This window comes from Arthrobacter sp. TJ-254, from assembly GCF_058269175.1.
Genome location: NZ_JBZCNF010000003.1, coordinates 131948 through 146883 on the forward strand (window position 1 = coordinate 131948; position 14936 = coordinate 146883).

Consider the following 14936-nt stretch of genomic DNA (forward strand, 5'->3'; position numbering starts at 1 on the left):
GCGCCGACGCCGTTTTCCAGGACGTTCCGACGGGTAGGCGAAAGCGTTTCGGGTGCGCTGGGTTTCCGCGTCCTGGTTTTTTGCACCCTGGTTTTCTGCACCCTGAAAGGAACGCGCGGACGGGCCCTGGAGGGGAGGGGGAAACCCGCGACTGGTGCGGGGTGCTGCCGCTCCGCCGGGCCGCGGCTGCTTCTGTGGATGGTGTTCGCCCACGGGATTCCTGAGTGAGAGGGTGCGTCAGCCAAGCATAGGCGATTCGGGGCCGCACAGCCCTGCGAAAGCCCCGAGTTCCTCGAGGTAGTGCGGCCGGGTGGGAAGGTGCGATGTCAGCTGGGGTGAGCGGATGATCACCGCACGCCACTGTCCCCGCGAAACCGCAACATTGATGCGGTTCCTGTTCAGCAGGAACTCGATCCCCCGCGGCGCTTCAGCAGCCGCTGAACATGCCATTGAGACGATCACGACTGCGGCCTGCTGGCCCTGGAACTTGTCGACGGTACCCACGCGGACATCGGGGACACCGGCACCCTCCAACACCCCGCGGATCAGTTGGACCTGGGCATTGTAGGCCGCAACAACCAGGAGATCGGACTGCTCCAAGGGGCGGGTTGGCTTCCCCTCGTCCGGCGTCCAGGCCAGGCCCAGATGGCGTTGAACCTGGGCAAGGACCTCGGCCGCTTCTTCCGGAGATGATGTCTTGCGGTGTGCGTGGTCGACCAGGACGCACTCCACACCGGCGCGGACGCCGTCGAGGTTCCGCATCGCCGCGGGGGGCGCCGATTCGAGCTTCCCGTCATAGGCGAGCTGCGAGACGGCGGCACATAGTGCCGGGTGCATGCGCCAGCTTGTGGCAAGGAAGTACCCGAAGTGTTCAGGCAACGTCGCGGCTCCGTGCGACAGCCACCCGAGCGCGGATTCATCGATGGGCTCGGGATGCCTGCCCTGGGTGACCTGGGGAAGCTGCTGCGGATCTCCAAGCAGCAGCAGCCGCCGGGTAGACCGCGTCACGGCGAGGATGTTCGCCAGGGAGAACTGGCCGGCCTCATCGATCACGAGGAGGTCAAGCGACTGTTGCGGGACGCGGCTCCCCGTCAGCGTCCACGCCGTTCCACCGATCAGGCAACCGCCATCGGACGCAAGCAGCGCCTCGACATCCTCGTCCCGGCGGTTCGGCCACGGCGCATCGCGGTCGGTTTTCTTGGCGGTCACGGCGGGAGGAACCCCGGCCTCGAGGGCGGCCTCGATCATGTGTTCCACGACGGCGTGGGACTGGGCCACCACCCCCACCTTCCAGCCGCGGGCCACGAGCCTGCTGATCACGCGGGCACCGACGTACGTCTTGCCCGTCCCCGGTGGGCCTTGGACGGCGAGGTAGGAGGATTCGAGCAGCGACACCGCTTCGGTGATCGCTTCGACATACGCTCCGGGGCCTTCACCCACAGCAGGCAGTTCCGCTCCGGCGGCGAGGCGGGGTGGAAGCCTGCGCAGCAGGTCAAGGCCCGGTCCACGGGGGAGGTCGGGCAACGTGGCGTGGACTTCAGCGGCGAGGGCACGCAATGCCGTCTCGATCGAGGTTGTCGGCAGCGGCTTGTCGGGGGTCAGGGCCCGGGGGAGCAGGTCGTGCGGCAGGCCACCGGTGCGCAGGCGCTCCTCGAGCACCAGGGTGTCGCCCTGGGCGGAGGAGGACGCTTCGAGGACCGTTGAGCCGAACCATCCGCCGCGGCCGCCCTCGCCGTTTTCACGCGAGTCGACCCCTTCGGGCAGGGGCGGAGCGTACATGCTGAACCACGTCGAGCCCTGCCGGAACTCGGCCCCTTCGGGGAGCACACCGGTCAGGCGGATGGTCCGGGCCAGGGTGCGGGCCCGGGGCGTGCGCGGCGCCCATTCGGTGAGCACCTCGGCGGAGGTGGGAAGGAAGACATCGCGGGCGTCGGACCAGCTGTCGATCGAGGTGGAGAGGCGGTCGAAGTGGCCCCACCAGAACTGTTTGCGTTCCCTCCGGTGGTAGCCGACGGCCGCGGCGACCATCGCCACCGCCTGGGCGTCACCGATGGATGACGGGCCGGGCGGTAGGGAGGCGACGTAGTCGAGTAGTGCGCTTTCCTCGGGGAAGGGTTCCGGGCCCGACGGGGGCTCAACGGATTGTCCCGCCGTCGCCGGGGTGATGCCGCGGTCCCTGGCCAGGCCCAGCAGCCAGTTGCGCAGCTCGCGGGTTGATAGGCAGTCGTAACGGTTGTAGTCCCGGATTCCGGCAAGGACAGCCTCGGCCGTTTCTGCGTCCTCGGCGTCCCGGGCGGCGCAGTACTCGGCGTATGCGACAACCGAGGCCCCGGCGTCGGTGACATCGCCGGTGCGCAGGTTGTCGCCCATGTAGAGCGGTTCGAGCTTTTTGAGGCTGTAAGAATTTTCGGAGATGCGCAGGCTCCGGCGCACTGTTTCGTAAAGGTCGACAAGCACGCCCTCCCGCAGGAGGGTGTCGACGGCGTCTTCGCCAAGAATGTGGGTCAGTGACAGCCTGCGCAGGGCGGTCTTTTCGTAGGAGGCGTAGTGGTACACGTGCAGGTCCGGGTGGCGCTTCCTGCGTTCCGCCACGTAACCGAGAAAGCTGGTGAACGCCTGCTTCTCCTCGCCGCGCGAGTGCGCCCAGAACGCACGGTAGGCCGGTTCGGAGGCGGGACCTCCGCCGGCTGGATTCTCGACGACGCCGAACAGGTACTCCAGGCCCCAGACCCCCGTTTCAGGATCCTGCCAGAGGGGGTCGCCCTCGAAGTCGAAGAAGATGTCACCGTCACTCGGCGGGGGAAGCAGCCCGAGGGCGTTGCCGTCGATCACCTGGTACTCGATCGTGCGTGCAGTGCCCTGCTGGTCGACATAGCTGCGTCCTCCGTCGATGGGCGCGGTCCGCGTCTGCATCCGGGCCTGTTCCCGCAGGCGGGCGAGGCTCGACGCGGGGTCAGCGACCTCCAGTGCCGCGAGGTCGTCAATGGTGCGGACGCCCTTCCCGCGGAGTGTCTGCCGTTGGCTCATGCTGAGGTTGGGGACAAGCAGGACGTCGCGGGTCTGCTCGATCATCTCCCGGCAGTAATCGCAGCGCCCGCAGGCGGTGTGGCCCTGCCCTTCCCAGGCCACCGGCTGCTGACCCTCACGGTGACGGGTGAGCAGCTCAGTGAGGCGCCGCCGCCGTTCCCGGTACACGGGGAGGATGTCGGAGAGCCGGTGCGTGCTCGAGGTCCCGTTGCCGAGGACCAGGGTGACCCCCGGCGCCGTTCGAACCCCGGCACGGAGCAGCTGGTCGCCGTACGCGGCCAGCTGCAGCAGCGCACCGACCTTGGCGTGCCGGGCCAGTTTGGTGTCCCAGACCGCATAGGCCCCGTCCTCGGTCCGCACGAGGAAGTCCGAGCGGCCGTGGAACTCGCCGTCGAAGAAGGAGGCCTGGAACACCACGCCGGCGCCGGCGTCCAGGGCGGCAATCGACTCCTCGTGCTTGGCGGTGAGCGCTGCCCGGTCCATCGAGGCCGCCGGGACCACCTCGTACACGCCGTGCGGGTTCTCTTCGGAAAAGGTGCCCTGGTCCGCTATGAACTTCTCGAGAACGCGGTGCTCATGTGCATCCCCCAGCACCGCTGCCCGCTGCAGCATCTCATCCGCCGCGAACTCGGCGGGGGGAGCCCAGCCCAGCTTTTCGTCGAGGATGCGAAGTGCCCGGTACTCGCACTCGGAGGCGGTGACGAGGTCGCTCGCGGAGAAGACAAGGTCGGGGGCGGTGCCGGGTGAAACGGGGTTGAGCAGGAACACATGGACTCCCGGGCAGGTGCGATGGTGATCAACAACTTACCAACTACGGCAAGGCGGTGACATTGAATGCGGTAGCGTGGAGGAGCCTCTTTTCACCGTCCTGGAGATTCATGAATCCGCGCCTGCTGTTCAAGACCGTCGCCGTAGCCGAGGCAATCAGCTGGGCTTTCCTGCTGACAGCCATGTTCTTTAAATACATTGCACGCACCACCGAGGCGTTGATCGCGCCCGCGGGCGGCATCCACGGCTTCATCTTCCTCTGCTTTGTGCTGACGACCGCCTTCGTCTGGATCAACCAGCGGTGGTCGGTGGCCACGGGCCTGCTGGGACTGGTCTCCGCCGTCGTGCCCTTCGCCACGGTTCCGTTTGACCGTTGGCTCGAGCGCGGCGGAAAGCTCGACGGCCACTGGCGCCTGGCGCCCGGCCGCGAGCCCGCCGCCGGCGTACTTGAAAAAGCACAGGCCCTGGTGCTGCGCAGCCCCGTGCTCGCCGCGCTCGTGGCGCTCGCCGGCGTGGGCGTCGTGTTTGCGCTGCTCCTGATTGCCGGGCCTCCGGTTTCCGCCGGATAGGGATCGCGCCGGCTGGAGTTACGCGCCGGCTAGCCGCGCACCAGCTCGGGATGGTGAAGTTCAGCGACGTCGGGGTGCGCCCGCAGCCTCCCCTTGAGCACGTTCGAACCGTAGGAGGCGAGCATCGGGTTCTCCGGATCGTCGGAGATTCCCCGCGCCTCTGCGCGTAACGGCTCGGGCAGGGAAACGGGGTCGATGACGGCGTCGAGCCGTGGCGACCAGAAGAACGGGACGGCGTAGCGGTCGACCCCCGGGGGTGGTGACTTCACGCGGTGGATCGTCGCGGCAAGATACCCCTGGGTGGCGACCTCAAGCATCTCGCCCAGGTTGACCACGAGCGCCCCGGGAATCGGCTCCACCGGCACCCAGTCCGAGCTTCCCCGGGGGAGGACTTCGAGCCCACCGACCTCGTCCTGGAGCAGGAGGGTCACGAAGCCGTAGTCGGCATGGGAGCCAACCCCCTGGCCGCCGGCCCCGCCATCACCCCCCACATAGTGAACGAGCTTCGCCATCCAGGCAGGCGCTCCCTCGAAGGGCTCGGCGAAGTGGTCCTCCGGCAGTCCGAGCGCAACCGAGAGGGCGCCAAGGAGTTCAGCGCCGACCGTCGAGAGCAGCTGCGCCCAGTCCATCGCCCGGCGCTCGAGTTCGGGCAGTGCCCGGGTGGGCCACTGGTTGGGACCCTGAAGCAGCCAGTACGGCTGGTCCGCCGGGTAGCTCTCCACCGGGGGGCGGTCGGGGGAAAAGTCGATCTGTTCGCGGGCATCGGGCCTGCCGCGCGTCACTTCGGTGCCCAGCCGGGCATAGCCCCGGAAGTGGGGGGAGCGCCGGTTGTCGAGCTTGAGCCGTTCCTCGAGGGGGAGGTCGAAGAACTTCCGGATCACGGAGAACAGGTCTTCAACCTGGGTTTCCGCTGCTCCGTAGTTCGTCACCTGGAAGAAGCCGACGGTATGCGCTGCGTCGCGCAGGCGGTCGATGAACTGGGGGTCGAATGAGCCATCGGCGGTGCGGGCGACGCTGAGGTCAAAGACGGGGATGGGGCTTGTAACCATGCGGGGAGACTACGCCTGCGGGGCCGGACGGCGCGCGCTCCGGTTACGCCATGTTTCGCCCGGAGGGTTGGCCGGTGGGAAGTGCACCGGCCGGGAACCGGTCATCGGCGCTACCGGAGTGCTGGAATAACCGCCCGGGCGGCGCCGTCCCGACTGCACCGCGCGCGGTCTGCACCGCGCGCTGCAACCTAGAGCCCGGCGAGCCGAAGGACGACGGCGAGTCCCTGCGGGCTGCCCGGCCAGTGACGCTCCACCACGCCGGCCCCGGCGCGGCGGATTGTCAGGCGCAGCACGAAGACCACGAGGAGGACGTCGTCCGCGTAGCCGATGCCCGGCAGGAAGTCAGGGACGAGGTCGATGGGGAGCAGAAGGTAGCCAAGGAGCAGGACGAGCCCTGCACGCACCCCGGCCGGCACCGACCGGTCGGCAGCGAGGCGCCTCAGCAGCCGAAGCAGATCGGGAAGGAACCGCAGGGCGTCGGTCATTGTCAGCGCCTCGGGGTGGCGCCTTGCATAGACCGCCAGCGCCAGGAGAAGCACTGCGTAAACGCCGAGGAGCGCGGCGAGCACTGCGAGTACCGCTATCTCGTTCATTGCACCTTCCCGTTCGAACATCTTCTGTACCACCTGTACCGTGCGCATCTTCCATCAGCGAAATTGAAAGGCTATAGTTCTGATGCGCCTTACACATTTCGCATCGATGGGGGAACCTTCCACGCGGGCTGGGCCGGTTGCAACGTTTCATTCTCGGGCGCGCTGCGCCCCACCTCGCCCCACCCTCGGAAGGATCCACGAATGTCCCAGTATGCGCGCCAGAGCAGGCCGGCGTATCCCAGCGAGCAGCCCTTCGGCGGAGGCGGGCTGCAGTACCGCGGCGGGGGCATGCCCTTTGACTCCCAGGCCGGCAAGAGACACGCGCAGCTGTCGTTGGTCTTCGGGGTGCTCGCGCTGTTTTTCGGAGTCTTCTTCGTGATCTTCGCCCCGCTGGCCATCGTGCAGGCAGGCAGGGCCGAGGGCCTCGGCGAGCCGGCGAATGCGGGCCGGATCCTCGGCTGGGTAGCCATCGGTTATTGGGTGATCTGGTTCATCCTGATGGCAATCATCTACTCGTTCATGTTGAGCCAGTTCGCGTTGATGATGAGCGACCTCGAAATGCTGATGGGAACGGTTCCCCCGGAGTACGGCCCGCCCGTCTAGGCAGCCCGTGAGGTGAGGGGTTGTTCGAAGACGTAGTCGTTCTCGATCCGTCCGCCAAGACGGAAGGTCTTGGTTCCCGCAAGGCGGAAGCCGCTGCGGGAGTAGAACCGGATGGCACGCTGGTTCTCCTGGTTGACGCCAAGCCAGATACCCCGCATTCCACTCCCGGCCGCCGCGGCAAGCGACGCGGCCATCAGTGCTCCCGCGGCGCCGGTTCCGTGGTGCGCCGGATCTACGTAGAACTTGCTGAGCTCAATGGCGGGCAGGAGCGTCAGGGCGGAACGGACCTGCGGGTCGGCCGGCTGGGTGCGGACCAGCATGCTGTATCCCTCGACGCGCGGATCCGGCCCGGTATCCGCGTCGCTGTCCGCATCGCTGCCTCCTGCGGATTCTCCGGCCCCGAGGCACAACAGGATCCGGTCCGGGTCGCTGAGATAGTCCTTGAACCGGTTCACTGACAACTCGGTGGCAAGGAAATGGTCGATGTCCCGTCGGTCGGAACCCGGGGGACAGGCGAGTGGAAAGGTCACGGCCGCGCACGCTGCAAGTGCCGTGGCGTCACCGGGGCCCGCGGCGCGGATGGAAAACTCCATCGCTTTACGACGGCTCTGGTGATGGCATTGCACCACTGTAACCCCGGCTCAATGGTGAGCGGATCGCTCCGGTTAACATGCCGGATTATGGCTGTCAGTAGGTGCCGGCTGAAGCTCCCAAGGTAATAAACCAGCACTCCTCCGTCTCCCAAGGGCAGTCCATCGGTGAAGTCCTCGGTCCTGAGGCGATGAAGTGGCAGTGCGCCCAGGGGGTTCCGGACCCGTCGGACGCTGCTGCCCGAGCGGCCGCAGGGATGAGAAAAGCCCCGGTGGAACAGGCTGGCTCTTCCACCGGGGCTTGGATTCCCGGGATGGCCCGGCAGGGCCGTACGGGAACGCTCCTGCCTCCACGTGGCTCAGGCGGCAGGAGCGTTCCCGCAAGGGTTTGGTGCTTCGCGCCCCCGAATCAGGCAGCCGTGACGGAGCCCGGCTTGCGGGTGGTGTGGACCGGCTTGTCGGGGACGTGCGCCGGGCGGCGCTTGGCGAACTCGGCCCGCAGTTCGGGAAGGACAAGTTCGCCGAAGAGGTCGAGCTGGTTCAGCACCGTCTTCAGCGGCAGGCCCGCGTGGTCGATCAGGAACAGCTGGCGCTGGTAGTCGCCGAAGTACTCCTGGAAGGAGAGGGTCTTTTCGATGACCTCCTGCGGGCTGCCGACCGTCAGCGGCGTCTGCGCCATGAAGTCCTCCATCCGCGGGCCGTGGCCGTACACCGGGGCGTTGTCGAAGAACGGACGGAACTCCTTGATCGCGTCCTGGGACTTCCGGGCCATGAAGAACTGGCCACCGAGGCCGACGATCGCCTGGTCTGCGGCGCCGTGGCCGTAGTGCGCGTAGCGCTCGCGGTAGAGCCCGATGAGCTGCTGGTAGTGCTCCTTGGGCCAGAAGATGTTGTTCGCGAAGAACCCGTCGCCGAAGTAGGCGGCGATCTCGGCGACTTCCGGGGTGCGGATGGAGCCGTGCCAGACGAAGGGCGCAACGCCGTCGAGCGGGCGGGGCGTCGAGGTGAAGTTGCGCAGGGGGGTGCGGAACTTGCCTTCCCAGTTCACGACGTCGTTGTCCCACAGCTGGCGCAGCAGGTTGTAGTTCTCGATTGTCAACTCGACGCTGTCCTGCTGGTTCTTGCCGAACCAGGGGTAGACCGGGCCGGTGTTTCCGCGGCCCAGGATCAGGTCGACCCGGCCGTCGGCCAGGTGCTGCAGGGTTGCGAAGTCTTCGGCGATCTTCACCGGATCGTTCGTGGTGATCAGGGTGGTTGACGTCGAGAGCTTGATGCGTTCGGTCTGTGCGGCAATGTACCCGAGGATCGTGGTGGGGGAGCTTGCGTAGAAGGGCGGGTTATGGTGCTCGCCGGTGGCGTAGACATCCATGCCGATCTCTTCGACCTTCTTGGCGATCGCGACGGCGGCCTTGATGCGCTCACCCTCGGTCGGGGTCTTTCCGGTGAGCGGGTTGCGGGTGACGTCACTGACTGTGAAAACGCCGATTTCCATGATTTCTCCAAACGGTGGTGGGTCTTTGTGGGTTTGCTGTGCTGTGGCGCTGGCGCCGGGTGTTCTCAGGTGGCTGCCCGGGTCGTTCTGCGGTTGACCATCCAGGCAGCGGCGGCCAGGACCATCACAACCGCGATCACGATGGTGGTTGCCGTCGTGAGCCCGAGGGGGCCGGTGAGGGCGCCGATCGAGAGGACCGGGATGGCGAGGCCGCTCTGTGCTGCGATGAAGTACGCTGCGACACTCTTGGCGTGGCTCTCGTGTGGTACGGCCCGAGCCAGCTGGCTCAAGCCGCCCATGAACGTCAGGCCCGCCCCGAATCCGCCAAGGACCGTGCCTGCCCCGAACACCACGAGGTTCGCGGTGAGGAAGCCGGTGAGCACCAGGGCGAGGGCAAGGATCAGAACCGGAAGTCCGCGGAGGATCGACCACCGGGGCGCCTTTCCCCGGAATGACAGCTGGGCGATAACGCCAATCTCAAAGAGGATGAACGTCGCGAGCCCTGCCAATGCCAGGTTGTGCACGTCGAGGGTCTGGGCGATGAACCTTGGGGTGAGGCTCGAGAACAGGCCAAGGAGGGTGAAGGTCGGGACGACGGCGATGGCCGACTTCCCATAGATACCCAGAGCCGAGCGTGGTACCCCGACCCTCGGCGCCCAGTTGATCTTGCCGACCGTGCGCGGATGGGTTTCGGGAACGAAGAAGGTCAGGAGGAACGCCGCTGCAACAAGGGCGCCGAACACCATGAAGATCAGGACCGTCGGTGCCTGAAGGTACTGGGCGAAGACGCCGGCCACGAGCGGGCCGAGGCCCAGGCCACCCATGTTGGCGGCGGTCGAGATCATCGAGGGGAACGCCTTGTTCTTCCCGCGGTACAGTTCCGCCAGTGCGGCGGTGGCCGCCGAAGTCATCAGGCCCACACCGACACCGCTGAGGAACCGTCCTGCGAGCAGCATAGGGACGTTTGCGGCGAAGAGGAAAAACAGGGTGGAGAGGATCGTCAGCGACAGCGCTGCGAAGGCCAGCGGCCGGCGCCCGATCTGGTCGGAGAGGCCTCCGAAGAAGATCAGCGCGAGCAGCGTTCCCAGTACGTAGACGGCGAACACCCAGGTAGTGGTTTCGGCGCCGAACCCGAACTCGTCGCCCCAAAGGGTATAGAGGGGGATCGGCAGGGTGCCGCCGGTCGTCATCAGGGCGAAGGTCGTTGCGATGATTGCGAATGAGGCTGTGTATTTGGTCTGCGGTAGCCGTGCCATTTTCAGATTTCCCTTTGATCGGGTCGTTGCGCTGGTTCGGTGTGGAGCAGGACCCGAACGATGAGACCGGAGGCTGCGCCTACAAGAGTTGTGAGGATGCCCGCCCAGAGCGGCAGGACAGCGATGCCGAACAGGGCATCCACCGAGAGTGCGCCGGGGCCGGTGATGCTCAGCGCGGCGGCGATAACGATCAGCACCAGCGGGTACTCGTACCCGTCGTGCTGCACCCAGAGGCCCTTCGGGGCTTTGACAGTCAAGGCGACCGTCATCACGCCAATGGCCACCATTCCCGAAAGCGGAGTAAGCACTCCGAGAGCGAGAAAGAGGCCGGATCCGAGTTGCCCGAGGCCCGCGGCCAGCGCCGTCACGGCACCGCCGCGGAACCCATCGGCGCGGAACTCGTCAATGCCGCCCTGGAGACCTGAGCCTCCCAGCCGAAAGGAGACCTTCTGCAGCCCATGGCCGGCAATCAACAGCCCGATCACCACCCGCAGCAGCAGGATTCCAATATCGGCATTCATGATCCGGTCTCTTTCGTCGTTTCGTGGGGCTGACCGGCCGGACGGCCGGTCAGCCGTAGTGCTTGTCAACCAGTGGCTTCTCAGCCGTGCAGCTCCAGCCGGGTGGAACGTCGGCCGGGTGGCTGATTAGCCGGCGTTTCCGCCGATGAAGTCACCGGCGTAGTGCATGCCCAGGCCGTAGGTTCCGCCGTGGGCCTTGACGACCTCGGTGACGGGGATGTAGGTCTCGCCGCGGGCCCAGTCGCGCTGGAGCTCGAGGAGGACCTGGATCCAGGTCACGGGGACGGCGCCGGCGCGCGTCATGCGCTCCATGGCGTTGTCGTGGGCTTCCTTGGTGACTCCGCCGGAGGCATCGGAGACGACGTAGACCTCGTAGCCCTGGCCCAGTGCGGAGAGCGCCGGGAGGACAAGGCAAACCTCGGTCCACAGCCCGGACAGGACGATCTTGGTGCGGCCGGTGGCCTTGATTGCCTCAACGACGCGCTCGTCTTCCCAGGCGTTCATCGTCGAACGGTCGATGATCTCCTGGCCCGGGAACACCGCGGCCAGGTCGGGAAGAATGTTGCCGGAGAAGGACTGCGCGGCCACGGTGGTCAGGATCGTCGGCACGTTGAAGGCCTTGGCGGACTTGGCCAGGCCGACGGTGGCGTTGATGATCGAGGTGCGGTCTCCGCTGCCTACGCCGAAGAACATCTGGGGCTGATGGTCAACGAAGAGGAACACGCTGTTATCCGGCGTGAGCAGGTCGTCACTGGGGGTGGCGGTGACGTTGGCGAAATCGATGGTAGCCATTTCTTCTTTTCCTTTGTACTGGTTCCTGCTGAATGCCGTGCGAATGATTTCGTACAGGTTTTTCTTATTCATGGGATGCCTGCGTTTCTCGGCCGGGTGGCTGCTTAGCCGGCGTTTCCGCCGATGAAGTCACCGGCGTAGTGCATGCCCAGGCCGTAGGTTCCGCCGTGGGCCTTGACGACCTCGGTGACGGGGATGTAGGTCTCGCCGCGGGCCCAGTCGCGCTGGAGCTCGAGGAGGACCTGGATCCAGGTCACGGGGACGGCGCCGGCGCGCGTCATGCGCTCCATGGCGTTGTCGTGGGCTTCCTTGGTGACTCCGCCGGAGGCATCGGAGACGACGTAGACCTCGTAGCCCTGGCCCAGTGCGGAGAGCGCCGGGAGGACAAGGCAAACCTCGGTCCACAGCCCGGACAGGACGATCTTGGTGCGGCCGGTGGCCTTGATTGCCTCAACGACGCGCTCGTCTTCCCAGGCGTTCATCGTCGAACGGTCGATGATCTCCTGGCCCGGGAACACCGCGGCCAGGTCGGGAAGAATGTTGCCGGAGAAGGACTGCGCGGCCACGGTGGTCAGGATCGTCGGCACGTTGAAGGCCTTGGCGGACTTGGCCAGGCCGACGGTGGCGTTGATGATCGAGGTGCGGTCTCCGCTGCCTACGCCGAAGAACATCTGGGGCTGATGGTCAACGAAGAGGAACACGCTGTTATCCGGCGTGAGCAGGTCGTCACTGGGGGTGGCGGTGACGTTGGCGAAATCGATGGTAGCCATTTCTTCTTTTCCTTTGTACTGGTTCCTGCTGAATGCCGTGCGAATGATTTCGTACAGGTTTTTCTTATTCATGGGGTTTAGTGGCTGTGCATTTCGAACGCGCTGGCGGAGATGGCAGGAGCCGCACCGTAACGGGCTGCACGCCACTGCCTCTGCTGCTCCGACTCGGCTGCCGCCTGGGCGAGCAGTTCAGCCTGGCGGCCTCCGGCCATCGAGGGCTTGGGGGTTGCCTGGTATCCGCCGTAATGGGCCACGGGGCTCCACAGCGGGGAAACCTTGGGCATTTCCTCGTCCTGGCCCTCGTAGTCGCCTGCGGCGTAAACGATCCGCCCGCCGACTACCGTGAACAGGGACTCGATGTGCGGGATGTCCCGCTCCTCGACGGTGAAGAAGTCATCCGAGAGGATCGAGAGGTCTCCGTAGAAGCCCTCCCGCAGGACGCCCTTCACGTCGTCCTCGCCGGTGAGCTTGGCACCGGCGACGGTGAACATCTCGAGCGCCTGCTCGCGGCTCACGCGGTTCTCGGGCGGGTAGATGAGGGTGTCCCCAACGGTCCGTCCGGAAACCAGCCAGTGCAGGGCAACCCAGGGGTTGTAGGACGAAACGCGGGTGGCGTCCGTTCCTGCGCCGACGACGAGTCCGCGGTCGAGCATCTTGCGGATCGGCGGTGCTTCGGCTGCCGCGCCGGCGCCGTAGCGCTGGACGAAGGCCTCACCCTGGAAGGACATGCGGTTCTGGATGGAGAGTGCTCCGCCCAAAGCCGCGACGCGGTCAAGGCTCCGTCCGCTGATTGTCTCGGCGTGGTCGAAGATCCACCGGTTGTCGCCGGGGAACAGGCCTTCTGCGGCAAGCTTCTCGAAGACAGCGAGGTCGCGCTCGATCGTCTCGTTGTAGGTGGCGTGGAGGCGGAAGCCCCAGCCGTTCTCCATCATCAGACGGACTGCCTTCTCGAACTCAACCTCGTAGTCGGGGGAGAGCTCGGGGCGCGGCTCGGTGAAGTTTTCGAAGTCGCCCGCTGCCCAGGTGAGGTTCTCACCGGCGCCGTTAAGGCGCAGCCACTCGTCGCCGTCGCCCGGGTTGACTGTCTCAACCCAGCGGCGGAGGTCGTCGACTTCCTGCCCGGCCACCTGCGGGAAGAGGTGGTAGGCGATGCGGAGGGACAGCTTGCCCTCGTTCGCCAGGTCCATCACCGTGCGGTAGTTGTCGGGGAAGTTCTGGAAGCCGCCGGCCGCGTCGATGGCGGAGGTCAGGCCGAACCGGTTCAGTTCCCGCAGGTACTGGCGGGTCGAATCCTTGCGTTCCTCGGCGGGCAGCAGCGGAGCCTTGGCCAGGGTTGAGTAGAGCACCAGTGCGCTTGGCGCGGCGAGGAGGAGCCCTGTGGGCTCGCCGTCACGTCCACGGACGATCTGGCCGCCCTTGAAGTCGGGGGTTTCCTTGGAGTAGCCGGCAGCCTTGACCGCGGCGCGGTTCAGCAGTGCGGAGGAGTAAAGGTTGAGGATGAAGACCGGGGTGTCCGGAGCCGCATCGTTCAGCTCTGCAAGGGTGGGAAGACGCTTCTCGGCGAACTGCTCCTTGGTGAAGCCGCCGACAACGCGGACCCACTGGCCCTTCGGGGTGCGTGCTGCCTGCTCGCGGAGCATCTGCATGGCCAGCTTCAGGGTCGGCACCCCGTCCCAGCGAAGCTCGAGGACATAGTTGAGGCCACCGCGGATCACGTGGAGGTGCGAATCGTTAAGGCCCGGGACCACCCGGCGGTTCCGCGCGTCGACCACCTTGGTGTTGGGCCCGGCGACCTTGGCGATCTCGGCGTCGTCGCCGATGACAGTGACCTTGCCGTCCCGGATGGCGACGGCGGTCGCCCGGGGGCGAGCCGGATCACCGGTGAAGATTTTGCCGTTCCGAACAATCAGATCGGCGGGTTCAACCGCATCGGACCGGGGGACGATCCCTGCTACGGGCATTGTGGGCATATCTGCCCACCTCCAATCAGCTAACAAACGTGGTTCGCTCGGACCGCGGTGGTCCGGGTGCATGGTCTATAACTTAGCTTCCGCGCAATTTATTTCCGTGGAAGATATTTTGACGCCAAGGGGTGCTGTTTCTGGCACGCCGAGGGCTTCGCCCACCAGGGGCGCGGCCCTCTCCTGCTCTCATCCTTCCGCCGACCGGGCCGGTATCTCGGATCAGTTCCCACAACATACCTTCCAGGCAATTTATTTCCAAGCAAGATAAATTGCTGCGCCAGGTGACTTCGGCTGCATCCCGCGCTGGGGGAGGGGAAGGGGGGCGCTGCGGTGCCGGCTGCCTGAGCTGCGTGTGCCGGACCTGTACCGCCGGACTGTGTGTGCCGGACCTGTGCGTGCGGCATCCGGTGCGCCGGCTCATCGCGGCGATCCTTCCTGGCGAATGTTCATACCAGGGTGGATGGAGCCGCAGCGCCGTTTTGCGAAACTGGGTCAATGACCGCTTCCGCTCTCCACGCCCGGCATCTTCACATCGGATTGTGGGTCGTTGCCGCCGCGTCGTGGATTGGAGCAATGATCACCGAACGGCTTCTCTTCACGAAAGACATCAACTGCGACCTTTCCGGCGGCCGCTCGGTATTCGGAGAGGCGGCGTGGTCGTGGTTTCCGCCCGGCCGGACCTGCACCTGGGTTATCGACGGGCTCACGATTGTGGAGGGTCCAGGGGCCGACCGTCTTATGGTTCCGGTGCTGCTCGTCCTGTGGTTGTTCGCTGTGCTGTCCCTCAGCCGGAACGAGCTGTTCGGCAAGGACGCCACGATGAAGAGGTGCGGAATCCGTTGGACCCGGGCACGCTAGCGCGGAACCTCGCCGACAAAAGAGCAGTCGGCTGGCTCACCCGCACGCGGTGTGCCGAAAATTTTCAGGCAGCTCGAGCGGCCT

13 protein-coding genes are annotated in these 14936 nt (G+C 66.1%); 3 read left to right on the forward strand and 10 right to left on the reverse strand.

The window, feature by feature from the left end; translation table 11 throughout:
- Positions 1 to 237: 237 nt before the first annotated feature.
- Positions 238 to 3795, reverse strand: a complete 3558-nt coding sequence (locus AC4D14_RS09355; protein ID WP_490901731.1) for a TM0106 family RecB-like putative nuclease — start codon at positions 3793 to 3795, stop codon at positions 238 to 240.
- Positions 3796 to 3905: 110 nt separating this feature from the next.
- Here AC4D14_RS09355 and AC4D14_RS09360 point away from each other — a divergent pair, with 110 nt between their 5' ends.
- Positions 3906 to 4364 carry a DUF3817 domain-containing protein gene (locus AC4D14_RS09360; RefSeq protein ID WP_490901732.1) on the forward strand — a complete coding sequence of 153 codons (459 nt, stop codon included), beginning with the start codon at positions 3906 to 3908 and terminating at the stop codon, positions 4362 to 4364.
- 29 nt (positions 4365 to 4393) lie between these two features.
- On the opposite strand, the gene AC4D14_RS09365 is transcribed toward AC4D14_RS09360, so the two are convergent.
- Both AC4D14_RS09365 and AC4D14_RS09370 read right to left on the reverse strand, forming a co-directional pair.
- Entirely contained in the window at positions 4394 to 5413 is a 1020-nt protein-coding gene (locus AC4D14_RS09365) for an isopenicillin N synthase family dioxygenase (RefSeq protein ID WP_490901733.1), read from the reverse strand.
- 188 nt (positions 5414 to 5601) lie between these two features.
- Positions 5602 to 6006, reverse strand: a complete 405-nt coding sequence (locus AC4D14_RS09370) for a DUF1232 domain-containing protein (protein WP_490901735.1) — start codon at positions 6004 to 6006, stop codon at positions 5602 to 5604.
- Positions 6007 to 6207: 201 nt separating this feature from the next.
- Here AC4D14_RS09370 and AC4D14_RS09375 point away from each other — a divergent pair, with 201 nt between their 5' ends.
- Complete coding sequence (locus AC4D14_RS09375; RefSeq protein WP_490901736.1) at positions 6208 to 6609, forward strand: DUF4190 domain-containing protein; 402 nt, start codon at positions 6208 to 6210, stop codon at positions 6607 to 6609.
- Here AC4D14_RS09375 and AC4D14_RS09380 read toward each other — a convergent pair.
- From AC4D14_RS09380 to AC4D14_RS09410, 7 genes are all read right to left on the reverse strand, one after another.
- Entirely contained in the window at positions 6606 to 7202 is a 597-nt protein-coding gene (locus tag AC4D14_RS09380) for a GNAT family N-acetyltransferase (protein ID WP_490901737.1), read from the reverse strand. The genes AC4D14_RS09375 and AC4D14_RS09380 overlap by 4 nt on opposite strands.
- A 406-nt stretch (positions 7203 to 7608) precedes the next feature.
- The gene (locus tag AC4D14_RS09385) at positions 7609 to 8691 is read right to left on the reverse strand and encodes a CE1758 family FMN-dependent luciferase-like monooxygenase (RefSeq protein ID WP_490901738.1); all 1083 of its coding nucleotides are present in this window, start codon (positions 8689 to 8691) and stop codon (positions 7609 to 7611) included.
- Between the two features lie 65 nt (positions 8692 to 8756).
- Positions 8757 to 9947 (reverse strand): MFS transporter, encoded by a 1191-nt coding sequence (locus tag AC4D14_RS09390; protein WP_490901739.1) that lies wholly within the window; start codon positions 9945 to 9947, stop codon positions 8757 to 8759.
- Positions 9948 to 9949: 2 nt separating this feature from the next.
- Entirely contained in the window at positions 9950 to 10468 is a 519-nt protein-coding gene (locus tag AC4D14_RS09395; RefSeq protein WP_490901740.1) for a DoxX family protein, read from the reverse strand.
- A 126-nt stretch (positions 10469 to 10594) separates the two neighbouring features.
- On the reverse strand, positions 10595 to 11260 hold the full coding sequence (locus AC4D14_RS09400; protein WP_490901741.1) for a hydrolase: 666 nt from the start codon (positions 11258 to 11260) through the stop codon (positions 10595 to 10597).
- Positions 11261 to 11364: 104 nt separating this feature from the next.
- Positions 11365 to 12030, reverse strand: coding sequence for a hydrolase (locus tag AC4D14_RS09405; RefSeq protein WP_490901741.1), 666 nt, complete (start codon positions 12028 to 12030; stop codon positions 11365 to 11367).
- A gap of 77 nt (positions 12031 to 12107) precedes the next feature.
- On the reverse strand, positions 12108 to 14000 hold the full coding sequence (locus AC4D14_RS09410) for an amidohydrolase (RefSeq protein WP_490901743.1): 1893 nt from the start codon (positions 13998 to 14000) through the stop codon (positions 12108 to 12110).
- Positions 14001 to 14489: 489 nt separating this feature from the next.
- Here AC4D14_RS09410 and AC4D14_RS09415 point away from each other — a divergent pair, with 489 nt between their 5' ends.
- Positions 14490 to 14852, forward strand: coding sequence for a hypothetical protein (locus tag AC4D14_RS09415; protein WP_490901745.1), 363 nt, complete (start codon positions 14490 to 14492; stop codon positions 14850 to 14852).
- Positions 14853 to 14936 lie beyond the last annotated feature (84 nt).

Excerpts from the sequence above, each read along its gene's own strand:
- AC4D14_RS09370 (WP_490901735.1), bottom strand. The coding sequence starts at position 6,006 with ATGAACGAGATAGCGGTACTCGCAGTGCTCGCCGCGCTCCTCGGCGTT.
- AC4D14_RS09415 (WP_490901745.1), top strand. The coding sequence starts at position 14,490 with ATGACCGCTTCCGCTCTCCACGCCCGGCATCTTCACATCGGATTGTGG.
- AC4D14_RS09385 (WP_490901738.1), bottom strand. The coding sequence starts at position 8,691 with ATGGAAATCGGCGTTTTCACAGTCAGTGACGTCACCCGCAACCCGCTC.
- AC4D14_RS09375 (WP_490901736.1), top strand. The coding sequence starts at position 6,208 with ATGTCCCAGTATGCGCGCCAGAGCAGGCCGGCGTATCCCAGCGAGCAG.
- AC4D14_RS09400 (WP_490901741.1), bottom strand. The coding sequence starts at position 11,260 with ATGGCTACCATCGATTTCGCCAACGTCACCGCCACCCCCAGTGACGAC.
- AC4D14_RS09390 (WP_490901739.1), bottom strand. The coding sequence starts at position 9,947 with ATGGCACGGCTACCGCAGACCAAATACACAGCCTCATTCGCAATCATC.
- AC4D14_RS09410 (WP_490901743.1), bottom strand. The coding sequence starts at position 14,000 with ATGCCCACAATGCCCGTAGCAGGGATCGTCCCCCGGTCCGATGCGGTT.
- AC4D14_RS09360 (WP_490901732.1), top strand. The coding sequence starts at position 3,906 with ATGAATCCGCGCCTGCTGTTCAAGACCGTCGCCGTAGCCGAGGCAATC.
- AC4D14_RS09380 (WP_490901737.1), bottom strand. The coding sequence starts at position 7,202 with ATGGAGTTTTCCATCCGCGCCGCGGGCCCCGGTGACGCCACGGCACTT.
- AC4D14_RS09395 (WP_490901740.1), bottom strand. The coding sequence starts at position 10,468 with ATGAATGCCGATATTGGAATCCTGCTGCTGCGGGTGGTGATCGGGCTG.
- AC4D14_RS09405 (WP_490901741.1), bottom strand. The coding sequence starts at position 12,030 with ATGGCTACCATCGATTTCGCCAACGTCACCGCCACCCCCAGTGACGAC.
- AC4D14_RS09365 (WP_490901733.1), bottom strand. The coding sequence starts at position 5,413 with ATGGTTACAAGCCCCATCCCCGTCTTTGACCTCAGCGTCGCCCGCACC.